This is a genomic window from Qipengyuania citrea (assembly GCF_009828015.1).
Lineage (GTDB): Bacteria > Pseudomonadota > Alphaproteobacteria > Sphingomonadales > Sphingomonadaceae > Qipengyuania > Qipengyuania citrea.
Genome location: NZ_WTYG01000001.1, coordinates 1,110,784 through 1,128,519, shown reverse-complemented (window position 1 = coordinate 1,128,519; position 17,736 = coordinate 1,110,784). Strand labels below are relative to the sequence as shown.

Annotated in this window: 20 protein-coding genes and 1 pseudogene; 5 read left to right on the top strand and 16 right to left on the bottom strand. The window is 62.8% G+C overall.

All coding sequences use genetic code 11. The features are described from left to right. Positions 1-34 precede the first annotated feature (34 nt). The 5 genes from GRI55_RS05395 to GRI55_RS14865 are packed head-to-tail and all read right to left on the bottom strand — an operon-like array spanning position 35 to position 7,266. Positions 35-439 (bottom strand): hypothetical protein, encoded by a 405-nt coding sequence (locus GRI55_RS05395; protein ID WP_160766412.1) that lies wholly within the window; start codon positions 437-439, stop codon positions 35-37. Further along, on the bottom strand, positions 436-3,342 hold the full coding sequence (locus GRI55_RS05390; RefSeq protein ID WP_160766411.1) for a DUF1156 domain-containing protein: 2,907 nt from the start codon (positions 3,340-3,342) through the stop codon (positions 436-438). The genes GRI55_RS05395 and GRI55_RS05390 overlap by 4 nt, the downstream gene beginning before the upstream one ends. A gap of 19 nt (positions 3,343-3,361) precedes the next feature. Then, entirely contained in the window at positions 3,362-3,841 is a 480-nt protein-coding gene (locus tag GRI55_RS05385; RefSeq protein WP_202392339.1) for a DUF7680 family protein, read from the bottom strand. A gap of 4 nt (positions 3,842-3,845) precedes the next feature. Then, positions 3,846-6,914 (bottom strand): ATP-binding protein, encoded by a 3,069-nt coding sequence (locus GRI55_RS05380; RefSeq protein ID WP_160766410.1) that lies wholly within the window; start codon positions 6,912-6,914, stop codon positions 3,846-3,848. A gap of 52 nt (positions 6,915-6,966) precedes the next feature. Next, positions 6,967-7,266 carry a DUF6471 domain-containing protein gene (locus tag GRI55_RS14865; RefSeq protein ID WP_202392338.1) on the bottom strand — a complete coding sequence of 100 codons (300 nt, stop codon included), beginning with the start codon at positions 7,264-7,266 and terminating at the stop codon, positions 6,967-6,969. Positions 7,267-7,435: 169 nt separating this feature from the next. Between GRI55_RS14865 and GRI55_RS05370 the strand changes: the two genes are divergently transcribed. The 3 genes and pseudogenes from GRI55_RS05370 to GRI55_RS05360 form a co-directional block, all read left to right on the top strand. Further along, the gene (locus GRI55_RS05370) at positions 7,436-8,683 is read left to right on the top strand and encodes an IS1595 family transposase (RefSeq protein ID WP_160766409.1); all 1,248 of its coding nucleotides are present in this window, start codon (positions 7,436-7,438) and stop codon (positions 8,681-8,683) included. Between the two features lie 52 nt (positions 8,684-8,735). Continuing rightward, on the top strand, positions 8,736-9,590 hold the full coding sequence (locus GRI55_RS05365) for a hypothetical protein (protein ID WP_160766408.1): 855 nt from the start codon (positions 8,736-8,738) through the stop codon (positions 9,588-9,590). A gap of 209 nt (positions 9,591-9,799) precedes the next feature. Continuing rightward, a pseudogene (locus GRI55_RS05360) lies at positions 9,800-10,399 on the top strand (ATP-binding protein); the annotation flags it as partial. An 8-nt stretch (positions 10,400-10,407) separates the two neighbouring features. Here the strand turns inward: GRI55_RS05360 and GRI55_RS14860 are convergent. Then, positions 10,408-10,758 (bottom strand): hypothetical protein, encoded by a 351-nt coding sequence (locus GRI55_RS14860; RefSeq protein WP_197458276.1) that lies wholly within the window; start codon positions 10,756-10,758, stop codon positions 10,408-10,410. Between the two features lie 218 nt (positions 10,759-10,976). Here GRI55_RS14860 and GRI55_RS05350 point away from each other — a divergent pair, with 218 nt between their 5' ends. Further along, a complete protein-coding gene (locus tag GRI55_RS05350; protein WP_160766407.1) occupies positions 10,977-11,786 on the top strand; it encodes a hypothetical protein in 810 nt (269 codons plus the stop codon). Here GRI55_RS05350 and GRI55_RS05345 read toward each other — a convergent pair. Together GRI55_RS05345 and GRI55_RS05340 are read right to left on the bottom strand one after the other, a co-directional pair. Beyond that, on the bottom strand, positions 11,783-12,058 hold the full coding sequence (locus GRI55_RS05345; RefSeq protein ID WP_233996622.1) for a hypothetical protein: 276 nt from the start codon (positions 12,056-12,058) through the stop codon (positions 11,783-11,785). The genes GRI55_RS05350 and GRI55_RS05345 overlap by 4 nt on opposite strands. Before the next feature lie 41 nt (positions 12,059-12,099). Continuing rightward, positions 12,100-12,654: a winged helix-turn-helix transcriptional regulator gene (locus tag GRI55_RS05340; RefSeq protein ID WP_050599646.1), complete on the bottom strand. Its 555-nt coding sequence runs from the start codon at positions 12,652-12,654 to the stop codon at positions 12,100-12,102. Positions 12,655-12,840: 186 nt separating this feature from the next. On the opposite strand from GRI55_RS05340, the gene GRI55_RS05335 reads away from it, so the two are divergent. Next, positions 12,841-13,170: a CC_3452 family protein gene (locus tag GRI55_RS05335; protein ID WP_050599645.1), complete on the top strand. Its 330-nt coding sequence runs from the start codon at positions 12,841-12,843 to the stop codon at positions 13,168-13,170. A 72-nt stretch (positions 13,171-13,242) separates the two neighbouring features. Here the strand turns inward: GRI55_RS05335 and GRI55_RS05330 are convergent, their stop codons facing one another. The 8 genes from GRI55_RS05330 to hisB form a co-directional block, all read right to left on the bottom strand. Next, positions 13,243-13,854 carry an HAD family hydrolase gene (locus GRI55_RS05330; RefSeq protein WP_160766406.1) on the bottom strand — a complete coding sequence of 204 codons (612 nt, stop codon included), beginning with the start codon at positions 13,852-13,854 and terminating at the stop codon, positions 13,243-13,245. Between the two features lie 84 nt (positions 13,855-13,938). After that, positions 13,939-14,064: a type B 50S ribosomal protein L36 gene (gene ykgO / locus GRI55_RS05325; protein WP_050599643.1), complete on the bottom strand. Its 126-nt coding sequence runs from the start codon at positions 14,062-14,064 to the stop codon at positions 13,939-13,941. A 134-nt stretch (positions 14,065-14,198) separates the two neighbouring features. After that, entirely contained in the window at positions 14,199-14,579 is a 381-nt protein-coding gene (locus GRI55_RS05320) for a histidine triad nucleotide-binding protein (protein ID WP_063511617.1), read from the bottom strand. Beyond that, a complete protein-coding gene (locus tag GRI55_RS05315; protein ID WP_050599641.1) occupies positions 14,579-14,893 on the bottom strand; it encodes a phosphoribosyl-ATP diphosphatase in 315 nt (104 codons plus the stop codon). The genes GRI55_RS05320 and GRI55_RS05315 overlap by 1 nt, the downstream gene beginning before the upstream one ends. Before the next feature lie 85 nt (positions 14,894-14,978). Continuing rightward, on the bottom strand, positions 14,979-15,749 hold the full coding sequence (hisF, locus tag GRI55_RS05310; protein WP_050599640.1) for an imidazole glycerol phosphate synthase subunit HisF: 771 nt from the start codon (positions 15,747-15,749) through the stop codon (positions 14,979-14,981). Continuing rightward, positions 15,746-16,474: a 1-(5-phosphoribosyl)-5-[(5-phosphoribosylamino)methylideneamino]imidazole-4-carboxamide isomerase gene (gene hisA, locus GRI55_RS05305; RefSeq protein WP_063506718.1), complete on the bottom strand. Its 729-nt coding sequence runs from the start codon at positions 16,472-16,474 to the stop codon at positions 15,746-15,748. Before hisA ends, hisF begins: the two co-directional genes overlap by 4 nt. Positions 16,475-16,514: 40 nt before the next feature. After that, positions 16,515-17,141 (bottom strand): imidazole glycerol phosphate synthase subunit HisH, encoded by a 627-nt coding sequence (hisH, locus tag GRI55_RS05300; protein WP_050599638.1) that lies wholly within the window; start codon positions 17,139-17,141, stop codon positions 16,515-16,517. Continuing rightward, on the bottom strand, positions 17,134-17,727 hold the full coding sequence (gene hisB / locus GRI55_RS05295; RefSeq protein ID WP_160766405.1) for an imidazoleglycerol-phosphate dehydratase HisB: 594 nt from the start codon (positions 17,725-17,727) through the stop codon (positions 17,134-17,136). Before hisB ends, hisH begins: the two co-directional genes overlap by 8 nt. Positions 17,728-17,736 lie beyond the last annotated feature (9 nt).

The following is a 17,736-nucleotide window of genomic DNA, read 5'->3' as shown; positions in this document are numbered from 1 at the left end:
CCACGTTCCTCGTATCCGCCAGATCGATCTCTGCTCATGTGACGCTCCATAGGTTTAGGCCCGCGAAGGCCATGGTTGCGGTCATGGCAGCCGGAAATGTCCACAACCCTATCTCGTTGCTCACCTCGAGCCATATGTTGCGGTCGTCGGCGCTGTCGTCATGAATCTGATCGACGCGACGGTTGTTGTCCGCATTGGCGAGCTGAAAGCTAAACGTCAGTGCGAAGAGGCCCACGACACTGATGAACCACGCCGCGAACAGGAGCCACAAGTGTTCGATTTCTGCTGCCGGCCTCACGTCACCCATGAAGGAGATCGACGCCGTAAACAGGACGGTGTGCCCAAGTGCCACGAAAGCGTCGCGCTGATTGTCATTGGCCGACTGGTTCGCGTTGATGCGATCGACCTCCGCCTGCCTCTGTTCGTCCGTCCGGTTCATTTTTCGGCCAACAGTTCGCGGTAGAGATCGAGCTGCTGCGGCTCATCGATCTCGTTCTCATAGGCGATCCTGCGCAGCTTCTCGAGCGCATCGAAATCATCAGCCGCTGGCTTGACGGCCTTGTCCGCTTCGATGCCGGAGAAGGTCTTCGACGGTGGAAGGACTTCGAGCAGCGCCTCCAAGGCAACCTTGAACTCGTCATCCTGCCCAATGCCTGCTGCCTCGAGCATCTCGACGGCGGCGTCGGCGCCTCGGATCCGCAGAGTGTTCGCTGCATGGTGCAGCGCGTCGATCATGCCGCGCTTGCCGTCGGCCGGACCGATCGCGCCCTTGGCAACCCGCGTCGCAGAATCCCACAGCTTCACCTGCGAGGTCTTCTTCTCGGCGAGACGTCCGATGATCTGGTCTTCGAGATCCACGCCGACGGCCCGGGCGAGCCGGAGAGCCTCGTCGTAAGGGAAGGAGACTGCCTTGAAGGAATCCCAGGCGAGGACGTAGAACGCCGTAGGGCCATCCATATCCGCCTGAGCCTTGGCTGACGCGAGTTGGGCGAGGCGCCAGGCCTTCACTTCGCGCCGGGCGGCGTTCAGAGCGTCCTCGGGACGGACGGCGTAGGGATCGAACTCCTCGAACATGTCGCCCTGTGAGCGGCGCTTGCGCTTCGGCTCGGGAGCCGGTGTTCCGCGGGTGAGCGGCCAGTGGCGAGAGAACGCCTCCAGAGCTGGACCGAAGCTGGCGAGATACAGGTCTACCCCTTGAATGCCTGCTTCTTGGAATTCGCCGACGCGGGAGCGAACGGCCTTTGCGACCTCGGGTTCGACGTCCTCCCAATACATCGCTTCCTCCTGCGCCTCGCCGCGCGGACGGCACACGAGGAAGATGGTGGAGTTAGCTGCCGCCTTGTCCTTGATGTGGAGCGAGCCGGAGGCTTCGGTGTTGACCGGCCACGATGCGGTGATGACGAAGCCGGCATCCATCAGCGACATGGCGAGCGCGTCCCAGGCGCCAGTGTCTTTGTGCGTGAACATCACCGTCATGATGCCATCGTCCCTCAGGACGCGGCGGCATTCGGCGAAGATTCCTTCCATCTTCACGCGGTAATCGTCGTCCGCCAGCCGGGCCATACCCTTCTGACCCTTGAAGTGGGCTTTGTTGGCGACAGCTTCGGCGTCCTTGTCCGCCAGACGACGGGTAAACAGCTCGGGGACAACGAGGCCAGCTGTGCGCTTCAGCCAGACATAGAAGAAGTCCGACAGTTCGGCATACATGACATTGGCGCCGTAAGGCGGATCCATGACTACTGCATCGACGGACTTGTCGGGGATGTGGGGCATGGAGGCGCCGGAACCGTTGGTGATCTTTATTGAAGCATTGGCAGGCTCGGCGCTATCCAGCAGATCTCCACGCTTATGGTGTCCTACCATGCCAATTAATTCCTTCATGGCTTTAGTAGTATTCTTGATCGCCCAATCGAAACCCTGCCCCTCCATCGCGATTGCCATTTCGGCATAGGACCATTTGAACGCGAAATCGTGGCGGTCGAATGTATTGACCATGGTCTCACGCTTGACGTGCCATCTTGTCATCCGCGCGTTGTAGTCACGCAGCTTGTCCATTCCGAGTGCGAGATAGACATAAGCTGCCTTCCGAACATCCGTCAGTGCGTTTGCAGCCCGGTCCTTTTCGAGCATTTCGCGAAAGACCTCGACGCAGACGCCATGCACAAGCAGCTGCCTTGGCGAGAACAAATCTCGCCAAGTGTTGGCGCCATAGCGCAAGGCTTCGTCCGTCTTACTTCCTGCCGGGATCGGTTCAGTAGGTATTACGTCCATAGCCTCCCAACCAGGCAATCTCTCGGCAAGAAGGTCTTCGATCGTTTGGGTGCTCTCGTCAGATTGGGTGGGAGCCCTATAAAAGCGGACCCATTTAACCCGGACTTTGCCGGTCTTAGTTTTGGTCGTCGTCTTCCGCTTATAGATCACCGTGAAAAGCTGATCGCCGAGTTCGCCCTCTTGCGCTTGACGCTTTATTTCGTCTCCGGGAATTGCACGGCCGCAGTCGGGAAACGGACAAGAGGCATCGCCACTTGCAACGGTGCCTTCAGACTGAGAGCCGACTGATCCGACAATCTCGAATGAACAACGCCGTGACTTGTCTCCTGGACCGGTACCGACGTGGGGAACCAGTCGCACTCCGGTTCCATCACCGGCTAGTCTCCAATTCGGCGACAGTGGGATGGTGCCATCGCAGTAAGGACAACTGATCGTGCGTGCCCAAAGATAGCCGTCTGTCTTGCAGTCATCTTCGGGCTCCTTCGGAAAGACTCCGTCAAGTCGATCGCGAACTTGCTTAGCCCACTCTGGCCCTAACTGCTGGTATTCATCGAAAAGTGATTGTCCGAACTTCGAAGGATACTCGAGCGTTGCGGTCTCGATGATGGTGGCTACTGGATTGAGGTCGTTTGCGATGGTCGAAAGCCCCAATCGATGGGCTTCGAAAGGGATTGCTCCGCCCCCTGCAGTTGGATCCAGCACGACTAGATCTCGGTCTGCATTGATGGCCGCTTTCTCTTCGCCGGTGGGATTGTGAAGAAAGGCACGATTATACCCGTAAGCCGCTGCCCCAAGCCGCTCACCGGCGCGGTTGGCCTTCTCGATACGGTGTCGAGCTGCGATAGGATCTCCGTGAATGCCCATCATCTGCATGAAAGCATCGTGATCAGTATCTTCGGGCAGCACTGATGCAAGCACAGCAGCACGAGATGCTGTCAGCGGCCGCCGTGCCCACCATACGTGAAGATAGTTCACAGCGGGCATTGCAGTTGGCAGTATGCGCTCGCGCACGCTCTCGATGCCGACCTCGGCGATAGGCAGCCAGCGTTCGATCAGGCGTGTGGTGGTCATAGGATGTCTTTCGGTTCGATCAGCGCTTGGGCGCAGTGAGGAGGACGCGTAGCGCGTTGAGCACACGGCGAGGGTTCTTGCGGTGGACGGCCATGCCAAGCCAGTAGGCGGCTTCTTCGCGGGCCATGCCCTCGATACCTTCAGCGATGTCCACCATTCGTGCACGTGAGCGCATTGGGGCGAGCACCCGGAACAGCAGGGCGAGACGAAGGGCTTGCTCTTCGCGGATCGGTGCGCGCATTCCGTCGACTGGCATGATGTCGAGGCGGATCCCGGCTTCCTTCATTTTCTTGAGGATGCGGACCTGGTTGATCTCGAGGTTGCGCCCCGCGAGACCTGCGACGCGCTGAGGGACGATGATGTGCGGGCTGGCCGGGGACGGCAGCTGCCAGATCTCGATCTGGAGCTCATTACCCTTGAGGCGCTTGGCGCGGACCTCGTAGGCCGGCTCGATGTTCGGCAGCGTCATGCGCTCTGCCTTGATAGCTCTGGTCGCCATGGTCTCATCCTTCCGCTGTGACTTCGACGAAGGCGGCGGCGGTGCCAAACTTTGTCAGTCGCTCTATGATTTTCTCGGGTTCGTCGCCGTCCAGCGTGAGCCCGTCTGCGAACGTCAGTTCGATGGCTGTTGAGACGTTTCGCTCGGTCGCAGCGCGCAGCTGTGGTTCGACGTATTCCCTGGTCAGCTTCGCGTCACCGACGGTCCCCTCGATCGTCATCGTGATGATTGAAGCGTCGGCAGTCTCGAACTCGATGCTAGCTGTCGCTCTGCGAGTGGCGCCGGGGATGCTCTCGACGACCGCGAGAAGCATATAGAAATGTGAAATCTCGAAGGGAGTGATCGAAAGGCGTGACACGGTCCCGACCTTGGCGGACCGCGCCTTCTGAAAGACCGTGGTCAGGGCGTCCTTGAGCACGCCCTCGCCCATGAACGTCTCTCCATCTGATGCGGAGCTAGAACTCCCGCCGCCGGTCGAGGTCGCGGTCCCGGTGCCAGCCGTCTGTTTCTTTTCCTCTCCCGCGATCTCCATCGTGCCTTCACCATGCTCGTCCGGCTTGGAGCCTCCCGACGAAGTATTATCATCACCACCACTGGAAGTCGGGGTCGGCCGGGGAAAGATGCCGTGGTCGCGGGCGTATTCCGAAGTGAAAACCATTGATGCGTCATCGATGACGATCGAGGGCGCGGGGTCTCCTTGACCAGCGACCATGGTTTCGCGCCGGTAGACGAACACCCCGTCTGCGATACCCTTGAGGACGAGCTTGCGGAAGGGATCGTCACCCACGTGCATCGGGAGTGCGGGATCACGTCGGAATTCGGCCCTCAGATCCGCGGAAGTGATCTGACCGCTGCGCTTCAAAGGAGTGCGGTCGCGGATGTAGGAGGGCTGGTCAGACTGGTCCTCAGGCTTTTTCAGCTTGCCGATGTCTGACAGCTGACGGACGATCTGGGTCTGTCCGGAACCCGGACGTTCCGAGGCTGAGGTCTGGTCGATCGTAGCGAGATCCAGCGTGACGGGACCACCGCCCAGCGCCGTGCGCGACGGATAGAAAAGGTGACGGTAGCACTGCTGGATGGCGACTGCGATGTCGGCCTCCGACCTCCTGGCGAGTTCCACGACCTGGGACTGCTGGTGCTCGGCGAGTTCGCCGATACGGTCCGGACGTCGCAATTCCTGCAGGGCCAGATGTCTGGAGATCGCATCAGTCATACGCTTAATGTTGCGTTCGTCCGCAGCGAGGAAGACTAGATTGTTGCGCAGCTGGCGGAGCCCGACGCCGTCCTGACCCTTGCGCTGGTAGATGGCGGCGATCAGATCCGGCACCTCTTCGACATTGTTTCCGATGTCGAGTGCTTGGTGGTGGACGAGGACGAGTCGCGGCTTGCCGTCACCCACATCGTCGGGAACGTCGAACGCACCTGCGGGGAACGAGATCGTTTCGAAGGATCCGCTGTTCGTCGTGAAGATGTCCTTGATCCGGCTGTCGAGTTCGGTTCGCAACGCGTCTGCCTCAACACCTCGCTCCTCGCGCGCGATGATCTGGGTAAGGTTGGCCTCGGCATTGAAGCGGAGCGGTGCGGTGGGTCGGTCATCGAGATAAGCCGATCCTTGGATAAACGCAGTCTCCGCAGCGGCGACGAAGCTGAGGTCGGCTTGCGGCGAGAGTATCGAATATCGCAGATGTGCGGGCGTCAGACCACGCAGATCGTTGTTGAACGCCAGCGTGTGCACGAACACCGTGCGCGCAATGTAGCTAGTGTAGGGCAAGAGGCCGGAGAACTTCTCTTCGTCGATCGTCGCCGCGAGCGCGGGACGGCCGGACTTTCCGTCAATATCGTTGAGAATGGCGGAGTCGTATTGTAACTGGTTCAGCCTGGTCGTGAACTCGCGGCGAATCCCCTCGTCTCCGAGGTCGATGTGATGAGTGTGGATTAGGCCATCGTCATCGGGTCGGTCCGCCCATACCTTGGCGACCGTCTTGGCGAGAATACGCAGCATGCCGCGCACACGCTGGAAGTCGGCCAATGTCGATGTCTTGCCCGTCAGGGTGTCGAGCAGGTCGGGGTGAAAGGGATAGGATGTCTCGATTGCGTCGCGAGCGTCGGCTCCCTGATGTCCGGCATCGATCCTGTCGCGGTTGTCGTTCCAGAGCGTGGCATAGGCGTCGACCGTAACGCCGGGAACCTCGACCCGCTCGAAAAGACGGGTGCGCAGGACTGCGGCCGTCTCATCGTCGCTGGTGGGGTTCAGGATAGTGGCCTTGCGTCCAGACACGCTTTCGAGTTCGCCGATAATTCGGGCGATCTCTTCGTTCTCGCGGGCGAAGGCGTCGGTAGCCTTACCATCGTGCCGAACGGCCAGCGTGAACACTACCGCAGCGTTTCCGCGACCCTCAACTGCTGTGAAGAGAGCTTTGAGGAAAGCTGCCAGCTGGTCGCGCCCCAGCGCGTCAGGACACTTGCGCAGATACTCGCCAAGCTCGTCGAGCAGGATAAGACACGGGCCGTCGCCCAAGACCTCACCGAGCGTGCTCGAGCCAGGCGCGCGTCGAGCCTCATCAGACTTGCGCACCGTTTCGTAACCTTCCGGTCCGCCCAGCTGATACGCAATCTCGCCCCACGGAGTAAAGGCACGGATGCCGTCGCCCATGAGCCGTCCATTGGTAGGATCGGCTGCCTCACCATCGAATGCGGCGACCGACGCGTCGACTGCGTCTAAGGCGTCGTCACCGACGAATGAACGCAGTTCGTTGCCATGCGCGCTGCCCCACCTTGCGGCATGCACCAGCGCAATAAGGCCGTGTGTCTTGCCGCCGCCGAATGAGGTATCGAGACGGAAGGTCGCCGAACCATCTCCCTTGCCTGACAGACGTCGCATGACCTCTCCTATGAGGGTGCGCAGTCCAGCGGTTGGATGGGTGTTGGAGAAGAACCTTGCAGGATCGACATAATCAGGCGAGCCTACGCCCGAGATGACCGAGCCGAGCCTTGCGGCGAAATCGGCCTCCGAGATCGTCCCGTCGAGTATGTCTTGGCGCGGCTGGCAGGCGGTGAAAATGCTGGTGGTCATAGTTTGCCCTGTCGGATGAAAACAAATTTCGTGGTGGAGACGGCGAGGGAGATCACTCGTTCGATTGTGATGGCTTGCGCGCCAGCTTCTGCGCGGCGCCCTTTTTGGCAGCTTCCTCGACCGCATGGGGAATCTGAAGGAATTCGACGCCGAGGGCCTGCATGCATTGCATGAAGAACACGGCGGTGAACCGGCCACGGCTCACCTTGTTACGCAGGTTGAGCTCGTTGTCCTCGATGCCGTATTCGCCAAGCCGATCAGCGAGACCAGCATAGGATACCCCTCGGCGCATCATCTCGGCGCGCAGTATGTTCTTGACCATCTCTTCCCAGGCTTTCTCTTCGATGGGCATCGCGTCGATCCTTTCCACTCAAACTGCCTTGTAGGATTGGATGGGCACGAATGCCAAGTGGACGTCATCATTTTCCATTTTCCAGAACATCGAATTTGATGACGTTTAGACTCGACAACGGAATGACAACACCATATATGATGATGCGAACATCCTCATACGGTGATATTTGGCTCAACACTTCCTTCTCTCGGCACGCTACCGCGACCTTCCGGTCAGGAAGATCGCGTGCCTGAGTGACGCGGAAGCCTACGAAATCTTCCTGCAGGCCCGATGGAAAGACGGGGTGCCCAAGTGCCCTGAATGCGATACAGAGGCATGGACGCTGGGCGACCATTCGCGACCTGGGGACAAGCGCCAGTTTCGTTGCAAGAGCAATCCGTGCAGGAAGAAGTTCTCCGTCACGAGCGGGACCCTGCTCCACAGCCGAAAGAAGGATTTCGTGACGATCCTGATGGCCATCAGGTTGTTCATCTCGGGCGCCAAGGGCATCTCGTCGATCCAGCTGGCAGCTGACGGCGAGATGACTATCAAGAGCGCATGGGTCCTTGCCCACAAGATGCGCGAGGCGCAGATCAAGAACCAGCTGGGCCGGCAGCTTTCGGGCATAGTCGAGATCGACGGCTCGACCTATGGCGGCTACTATCACCAGGTGAACGAGAAGTCGGAGCGCATCGACCGGCGCAAGCTCGGAAACATCACCGGCAAGGAGATGTCGGTGGTCGTGGCCCGCGAACGCAGCACGAAGGACCGGGTTGGGCTGAGCGTATGCACCGTGGTGCCGCACGAGGCCGACTCACGGCCCTTCATCGTGGACAGCGTCGACCGGTTCGCCAAGGTCTATGCGGACGACGGCAGTCACTGGGACGCGCTGGCTGCGGCCTTCGACATCGACCAGGTCAACCATTCTCAGCGCTATTACGACAAGGGCATCTGCACGAACCAGGCGGAGAGCTACTTCTCGCGCGTGGACCGTATGGAGATGGGAACGCACCATCATATCGCCGGCGACTACCTATGGGGTTACGCCTGTGACGCCGTATGGCGGGAGGACAAGCGCAGGGATACCCAGAGGGAGCGGTTCCAGTCGATCTTGATCGGTCTGCTCGGCAATCCCGTTTCCCGCACGATGAAGGGATACTGGCAACGTCATCTGGAAATCACTTCGGAAGAACCCGACCTTGAAGCAACGCTGCTGGTCGAGGACGGGAACCTTGCCGATGATGAGGCGGAAGGCATGAGCCAGAAGGACATTATCGCGCTCTTCGGCCGCGACGCTCTGCCTGCTCAGCGCAGGCAGCCTGGCGGAAAACAATGGAAGGCGCGGAAGCCGTTCGCCCCGAAGAAGCATGATTTGCGACCGAAACCCTGGTCAGAGCTTCAGCAGCCTCAAGGACTTCCTTCTTTCATCCCGTAGCGACAGAGCTTGGGTTAACGCGAATCTCACTCTCTGCTGGCATGGCGACCACGTGCTTAAGAGATTCCTTCCTCCAGACCTTATTCCGACCCTCCGCGAAAATGCCATCGCACTGACGGTCTTCGTGATATGCGCGGCACTGTTTCTGGTGTTAGCCGGCATGGGCCTTCGTTTGGCTGAGAGCAACTTCAGCTGGATGCTCCGGTCTCCATGGGTCCTCAGCGTAGAAAATGTTGACGAGGGATATAAGCCCGGCGACCGCTATGACTTGTCCAAGGACGGCGTCGTAATACCACCTGCGCGTGAAGATCGGTTGCTGCAGAGCGAAGGCGAAAATAGCCTCGAACGTGCCAATCAACATGGCCGCGATTGCTACGAAGTAGGGTATACTATCGAGGAATCCGACCTCTGTGCGCAATGGTCCAACGCCGCGGCGGTCCGCTTCGGCAACATGATCGCTGCCGAGACCTATCGTTTGAATGCGCTCGTCGGATTCCTGACTGCCTTCGGTGTATTTCTCGGGTCCGTAGGGGTCGTGTTCGCTGGCACCGCGAGCCTGTCCGCTGGACGGGCTGTCAGGATGATGTCCTACGGCTTCATGCCGGCTCTCAGTTTCTCTGCGAGCGTCAAGAATGCCGGCTGGGCCACCATCACCGTTCGCAATGTGGGAACTGGCCCTGCCAGCAACATCCGGGTGAGAGTTGATGGGAAGCGCGCCCGACTTGTCCAAAACAGGCTCGGGCCTGGAGCCCATACCACCTTCCTGCATAAGGTCAGTAGGGACACCATCGAGATTGAAGGCTCCTGTTTGGATCTCGCTAAAGAAAGGCAGCCCGCTAGCGCCAACCTGGTTCGCCGTGGTGGTGATTGGATCTTGGATGAAGAACATCCAGGCCAGAGCGATTAAAAATTTTCCCATATTCCGTCTCCTTCGAAGACGGCAACACGGGTCGGGCTGTAGGCTCGCGGTTGTCGCGCGCCGTCAAAAATCGCGTAAGTTTCGCTGAGGGATGATGGCGGATGTCCGAAATTTTCTAGGGGTAGGCTCGCCTACCCCTAGAAAACCCCTCCTCATGGGAAGGACCACTTATTGGTCCCCTCTGCGCTAAAATGCTGGAATTCCAGCGCGCGGTGCTCGATTCGCTGCGCCAGCCGCTCGAGACGGGCAAGGTCGATGTCGCCCGCGCCAATGCGCATGTCAGCTTTCCGGCCAACGTCCAGCTGGTTGCGGCGATGAACCCGTGCCGCTGCGGCCATCTTGGCGATCCGGCGCTCGCCTGCAGCCGCGCGCCGCGCTGCGCCGCGGACTACCAGGGCAAGGTCTCCGGCCCGATGCTCGACCGGATCGACCTGCATGTCGAAGTCGATCCGGTCAGCGCCGCCGACCTCGCGCTCCCGCCGCCTGCCGAATCGAGCGCCGACGTCGCGGCGCGCGTGGCCGCCGCGCGCGATCGCCAGACCGCCCGGGCGGAAGCCAGCGGTGCGCGGACCAATGCGGAACTCGATGGCGATGCGCTGGAAGAATTTGCCGGACCCGATGAGGCGGGACGCGCGCTGCTGATGCAGGCGGCCACCGCCATGCGGCTCTCCGCGCGCAGTTACACCAGGATGCTGCGGGTTGCCCGGACTATCGCCGATCTATCGGCCAGCGAACGGGTCGGGCGGATCCATGTCGCCGAAGCGCTCAGCTATCGCCGGCAGCCGCCGCGCGCCTGACCGCCCGCTCAGACGTCTTCGCCCAGATCGAGATTGAGCTTCACCGGCTCGTGCTCGAATTCGCCTTCGAATTTCTTGAGAAAATCCTCGATGGGGACCTGCTGGCCCTTGTCGACCAGCGGGTTCGCCTCGCCCATGGCGACGCCACGCAATTCGTCGGGCGTGATCCGGACATGGATATAGGGCACCCAGACCTCGCCGAATTCGGCCTGCTGATACCATACGTCGATGATGTCGTAGGAAGCCCATTGGCCGCTGGGTTCGAGCAGCCGGATGCCTTCGCCGATGCGGGGCACGGCCATCGCCTTGATGCGGTGGACGCTTTGATGCGTTTCATTCTGGACTTCGATTTCGATCACAAGGCAGGTCCGGCTCTGCTAACGGGATTCGTGAATGCCCCGCCTTATCGCAGCGACGTATTGAGATCGTTTTAACGATGACGTCACGGGGTCAGGTCTTCGCCCGCCGGTCACTCGCGGCCGATCGCCCTTGAAGGCGCGGCTGCATCGGTCCATGTCGCCCACGTGGGGCAGGATAGCGCAACCGGACCGGACGAGTCCCCGTCGGGATACTGCATGTGACCCAAGTGCCCGCACCGACTTCCCCGCCCGCTGCACCGGGCGCGTTTGCCGCGCTGCGGCGGCGCTATGCGCGGCTCAGCCCAGACATGCGGCGAAGGCTGCCCGCGCTCGCGCTGACGCTGGCGATCGAAGTTCTGCTGGTGCTGTTGCTGCTGTCGCTCGGTTCGGCAAAGCGCGAGATCGCGGAGATGCGCGACACGCTGGTCGCTTTCACTTCGCCCGAGGCGCAGGACGAACCCGACGAAGTGCCCTCGCCCGAGCCAGCCCGCCCGCGGCGCCCGGCGGCGGCGGCGGCCCCGCGCGAACGGCAGTCTGCGCCGTCACCGCCCGCGCCCCAGACCGCCGCGCCGACACCGATCCTGCGCAACGATTTCTCGCTCGAAAGCGTGCCGCGAACCAGCCAGTCCCCGGCAGCCGAGGCGCCGCAGGCCTACGGCCCCGCCTTCACTCCTGCGCCCGGCGACACGCCGCAGATCGCGGGCAGCGGCCCCAATGGCGAACCGCTCTACGCCGCGCGCTGGTATCGCCGCCCCTATGACGACGAACTGGCGGGCTATCTCTCGACCGCGCAGGGTCCCGGCTGGGGGCTTATCGATTGCCGCACCGCCCCCGATTTCCGCGTCGAGGACTGCGTCGTGGTGGGCGAATCGCCACGCGGTTCGGGGCTGGGCAAGGCGGTCCAGGCGGCAGCGTGGCAATTCAAGGTGCGCCCGCCCCAGCGCGGCGGCCGGCCGATGGTGGGCGAATGGGTGCGCATCCGGATCGATTACCAACTGCGTCCGCGCGCAGACCGTTTCGAAGGCTAGTCCGCGATAAGCGCCGGATCGCGGTAGGGCGTGTTCTTGACCAGATGGCGGTTGTAGTCGGGTGCGCCGTCATCCCACCACACCGGGCCGCGTTCACCCAGCGCCACCTTTGCGGCATGGACCTTGGCGCGGGCCGCGCGTTCGGCGGTCTCGTCGCCGGTGCGGCGCGCCTGACCGACCTCCCGCCGGGCCTCCATCAACTGGTCGACCAGCATCTGGCGTTCGGTTTCTTTCAGCTGCGGATTGCTCGCGCGCCACAGCCTGCCGCGCACGATGATGTAGCGGTTATCGCGCGTGCGCTGGACCGGTTCGGTCAGGCTGCGCTCTTGGCCTTGCGCAGGCTGTCGATGTCGACGACTTCGCCATAGGCCAGCGGGGTGCCCGCTGCCGCCTTGCTGCCATCGGCCCGGATGCCGAGCCGGTCACGTTCGACCAGGTGGAGATCGGCCGGGCCGAGGATACGTCCATCGTGGCTGAGGATCGAGATCGGCCCGATCGGCAGGCGATCGCGTTCGTCGACCAGCACCGGGTTCTCGACCACTTCGGCGCCGTATTTCTGCCCCCACTGGCGCAATGCGACCATGGCGGGCAGCAGATCGAGGCCCTTGTCGGTCAGCCGGTATTCGATCTTGCGCTTGTCTTCGGCGCAGGGGTCGCGCTTGAGGATGCCGTTTTCGACCAGCTTGGCCAGCCGGTTGGAGAGGATGTTGCGCGCGATCCCGAGCTCGGTGAGGAATTCCTCGAAATGGTGCAGCCCGTTGAAGCTGGCGCGCAGAATCATGAACGACCACCGCTCGCCCATGACCTCGAGGGCCTGCGGCAGCCCGCATTCGGTCAGTTCACGCAGCGGTTCGCGGATATCACCCATAATTCAGTCCTCTTCTAGCAACCTATCTACCCGAAATTCGGCTTTTGCCAAATTTTTGGAAATGCCGGTTGCAGTCCGAAACCCATAACGCTAGAGGGGCTGGCAGGCAATGGGTTGCTAATTGAAACCTAATTGCAAGAAACTCAAACACTGTTGCAATAAAAGCAACTAACGAGGAATCCCCCCATGACGTCCTTCCTCCCCCGCTTCGCTTCGCTCGGCCTCGTGGCCACCGCCGCAGTGGCATCGCTGACGCTTGCCGGCGCCCCGGCAGAAGCGCGCACCAACGGCTTCTTCTACTCGGTCGAGCTGGCCGAACCCGTGGCAGAACGCACCACCACCGTCGCCGCCGGCGTCGCCTGGGCCTGCCAGGGCACGACCTGCGTCGCTCGCAAGGGCAGCTCGCGCCCGCTGCGCATGTGCCGCGAACTGCAGCGCGAACACGGCGAAATCACGGCCTTCGTCGCGGATGAAAAGGCACTCGACGCCGACAAGCTCGCGCAGTGCAACCGCTGATTTAAGTTCCCCCACCCCTCTCCATCGGGTGGCTGACTCAAGGCCCTGGCGATCCGTTCGCCGGGGCCTTTTTTATATCAGTCCGCGTTCGGCCAGGTCCGCTTCGAGCAGATTCGCCCGGGTGAAGTGGTGCACCTGCCAGCCATGGGCCGCGGCGGCATCCACATTGGCGCGGTTGTCGTCGATGAACAGCATAGCTTCCGGCGCGCGGCCGAACCGGCGCGCCGCGAGATCGAAGATTGCCGGATCGGGCTTTGCCAGCTTTTCCTCGCCCGAGACGACGATCGCGCGAAAGCGGTCGAAGATCGGTGCGGTCGGGCGGAAGCCGGCCCAGAACTCGGCGCCGAAATTGGTGATCGCATAAAGCGGCACCCCGCGCGCATCGAGCCGTTCGACCAGCGCATGGGTTCCCGGGACGGGCCCCGGAATGGTTTCGTTGAAACGCGCCGCATAAGCGCGGATCTCGGGTTCGAAATCAGGATAGAGCGCGATCCGTTCGGGCACCATTTCGCCGAGCGTGCGCCCGCGGTCATGTTCGAAGTGCCATTCCTCGGTGACCACTTCGCCCAGCAGCATGTCGAGCCGCGCGGGATCGGTCACCAGCTTCCCGAACAGATGCCGCAGGTGCCACTGGTACAGCACCCTTCCGACATCGAAGACGACTGCTTCGGCCTGCATGGTCATACCCCCCAATGCGAACGGCCCGAACTCCGCTGGGGAGCCGGGCCGGCCTGCAATACTGCCGCCCCTTGCGGGACGACGCGCCGATTAGCCCTGGCGGGCCTTGAAGCGGCGGTTGGTCTTGTTGATGACATAGGTGCGCCCACGACGGCGGATCACGCGGCAATCGCGATGGCGGCCCTTGAGCGACTTGAGGCTGTTGCGGATCTTCATAATGTCTCTCGTGAAATAAATGCGCGCCGGAGATGGTGCCCCGACGCGCCGAAATCAAGCGGCCGGTTAACCGGCAGGGGGGATTCGGTCAAGGAAAGAGTTGGGCCGGCAGCGAAAGATCGGGCCCCGTGCGTTCAGCGCCGGGCGATCATCGGCCCGAGCGGTTCGCCGCCGAACAGATGGACGTGCAGATGCGCGACCTCCTGCCCGCCATGCGCGCCGATATTGGCCATCATGCGGTACCCGGTCTCGACCAGCCCCTTGTCGCGCGCGACCTTGCCCACCGCGCGGACGAAACCGGCGATTTCCTTCGCCTCCGCCCTGGCGCTGAAATCGTCCCAGCTGACATAGCGCCCCTTAGGGATCACCAGTGTGTGCACCTCGGCCTGCGGATTGATATCCTCGAACGCATAGGCCCATTCGTCTTCATAGACCCTGGTCGAGGGAATCTCGCCGCGCAGGATCTTGGCGAAGATATTGTCGTCGTCATAGGCAAGCGTGGGATCGATAGGCATCAGGCGCTCCGGCTGGCTTTTTCGGCAATGCCCGAAATGCCGTCGCGGCGGTCGAGTTCTTCGAGGACCCGGTCGAACCCGATACCGCGCGCGTCGAGCGCGACGAGCAGGTGGAACAGGATATCGGCGGCTTCGCCGGTCAGCTCTTCCGCACTGCCCGACAGCACCGCCACCGCGGCTTCGACGCCTTCCTCGCCCAGCTTGCGCGCGATCTGCGGCAGGCCTTTGGCGTGGAGGCTGGCGACATAGCTTTCGGCAGGGTCGGCGGCGCGGCGCTGCGCGATGGTCTGTTCGAGGCGGGAAAGCGTATCCATGCGCTGCGCTATGCACGGCGCCTGCGGCCAGCGTCAATCGCAGTTGCACCGCCGCGCGGCCCGCAGTCGCGGGCGCGGTGCGCGGTCAGCCGCGCGCAGGCAGCCCCGCGGCGCGCAGTGCGGCATGCGCTTCGGCAACCGTGTGCTCGCCGAAGTGGAAGATCGATGCCGCCAGCACCGCGCTGGCATGGCCGCGCGTCACGCCTTCGACGAGGTGATCGAGCGTGCCAACCCCGCCGCTGGCGATCACCGGCACCGTGACCGCATCGGCGATCACCCGCGTCAGATCGACATCGTAGCCGGCCTTGGTCCCGTCCCCGTCCATGGAGGTGACCAGCAATTCGCCCGCTCCCAGTTCGGCGAGGCGCACCGCATGCTCGACCGCGTCGATCCCGGTCGGCTTGCGCCCGCCATGGGTGTAGATTTCCCAGCCGCGCACCTCGCCGCTGGTCGAAGCGCGGGCATCGACGCTGGCTACGACGCACTGGCTGCCGAATTTTTCCGCGATCTCGCGCACCAGTTCGGGCCGCGTCACCGCCGCCGAATTGACCGCCACCTTGTCCGCCCCGGCGAGCAGCAGAGCGCGGGCATCCTCGACGCTGCGCACCCCGCCGCCGACGGTCAACGGCATGAAGCACACTTCCGCGGTCCGCCGGACCATGTCGAGCAGCGTGCCGCGCCCTTCGTGGCTGGCCGAAATGTCGAGGAAGCAGAGCTCGTCCGCGCCCGCCGCGTCATAGGCCTGCGCCTGCTCGACCGGGTCGCCCGCATCCTTCAGGTCGACGAAGTTCACGCCCTTGACCACACGCCCGTCGCGCACGTCGAGGCAGGGGATGACCCGGACGCGGACCGTCATGCCTGCTTCGCCACACGCAGCGCGGCCGCCAGGTCGAGCCGCCCGTCATACAGCGCCCGGCCCGTAATCACGCCTTCGATCCCGTCGCCGGCGAACCGCGCAAGCGTGTCGATATCGATCAGTCCCTTGACCCCGCCGCTGGCAATGACCGGGATGTCGACCTGCCGGGCGAGCCCCACGGTGGCATCGATATTGACGCCCTTGAGCATGCCGTCGCGGCCGATGTCGGTGAACAGCAGGCTGGCGACGCCCGCATCCTCGAACCGCCGCGCCATGTCGACGATCGAGACATCGGACACTTCGGCCCAGCCGTCGGTGGCGACCATGCCGTCGCGCGCATCGACCGCGACCACGATCGCGCCCGCATATTCGCGCGCCATGTCCTTGACGAATTGCGGGTCCTTGAGCGCGGCAGTGCCGATCACGATCCGCGCGACCCCCGTCTCGATCCATCCGGCGACATCGGCGGGGGTACGGATCCCGCCGCCCAGCTGGACCTTCCCGGGAAATGCCCGGACGATCGCCTCGGCGGCCTCGCGGTTCTGCGCGCTCCCGGCGAAGGAGCCGTCGAGATCGACGACATGCAGGTGCTCGGCACCGGCGTCTGCGAACAGCCGCGCCTGCGCGGCCGGATCGTCGCCATAGACGGTGGCGCGGTCCATATCGCCTTCGGCCAGGCGCACCACGTCGCCGCCCTTGAGGTCGATAGCGGGAAAGACGATCATACTTTCGGTTCCATTAAATCGCGTGGCCGGGCCAGCGCGGTTACGGTTTCCATTCGAGGAAACGCGACAGCAGGTCGAGCCCGTAGGCCTGGCTTTTTTCGGGGTGGAATTGCACGCCGAGGAAATTGTCCCGGCCGACCGCCGCGACCAGTCCACCGCCGTGATCGGTCATCGCCAGAACGTCTTCGTGATGGCGCAGCTTGAAATGGTAGGAGTGCAGGAAATAGGCCTCGCCGCCGACCAGCACTTCATGGTCGTGCGCATGCGGCAGCGGCGCGACGTCGTTCCAGCCCATGTGGGGGACCTTCACGCTGTCGTCGATCGGTTCGATCAGCCGCACCGTGCCGTCGATCCAGCCCAGCCCCGGCGTTTCGCCGTGTTCGAGCCCGCGCGTGGCCAGCAATTGCATGCCCACGCAGATACCGAGGAACGGCGCCCCGCCCACGAACACGCGTTCGCGCATCGCCTCGATCACGCCGGCTTCGGCGCGCAGCCCTTCGGCGCAGGCGCGGAACGACCCCACGCCCGGCAGCACGATCCGGTCGGCCGCGCGCAACACGTCGGGATCGGCGGTTACCGTGACATCGGCCCCGACCTTGCGCAGCGCGTTTTCGACCGAATGCAGATTACCGGCCCCGTAATCGACCAGGGCCACCACTTCACCCACCAAGCTGCCCCTTCGTGCTGGGGATCGCCCCGCCCTTGCGCGGATCCACTTCGACCGCCGCGCGCATCGCGTGGGCAAAGCCCTTGTAGATCGCTTCGCAGATATGGTGGTTGTTGCTGCCGTGGAGCAGCTCGACATGCAGCGTCAGCCCGCAGGTCTGCGCGACCGAATGGAACCAGTGCTCGATCAGCTCGGTGTCCCATTCGCCCAGCTTTTCCTGGCTGAACCCGGCCTTCCACACCAGATAGGGCCGTCCCGAAATGTCCAGCGCGACCCGCGCCAGCGTCTCGTCCATCGGCGAATAGGCGCTGCCGTAACGCGCGATCCCGCCCTTGTCGCCGAGCGCGGCGGCCAGCGCCTGCCCCAACGCCAGCGCGCTGTCCTCGGTGGTGTGGTGCTGGTCGATATGCAGGTCGCCATCGACCTTCATCGTCACGTCGATCAGCGAATGCTTGGCGAATTGTTCGACCATGTGGTCGAGAAAGCCGATCCCGGTGCTGACATCATAGCTGCCGCTCCCGTCGAGGCCCACCTCGACGAGAATCCTGGTTTCCGCTGTGTTTCGTTCGATCCGGCCTGTACGCATGCCAGCCGC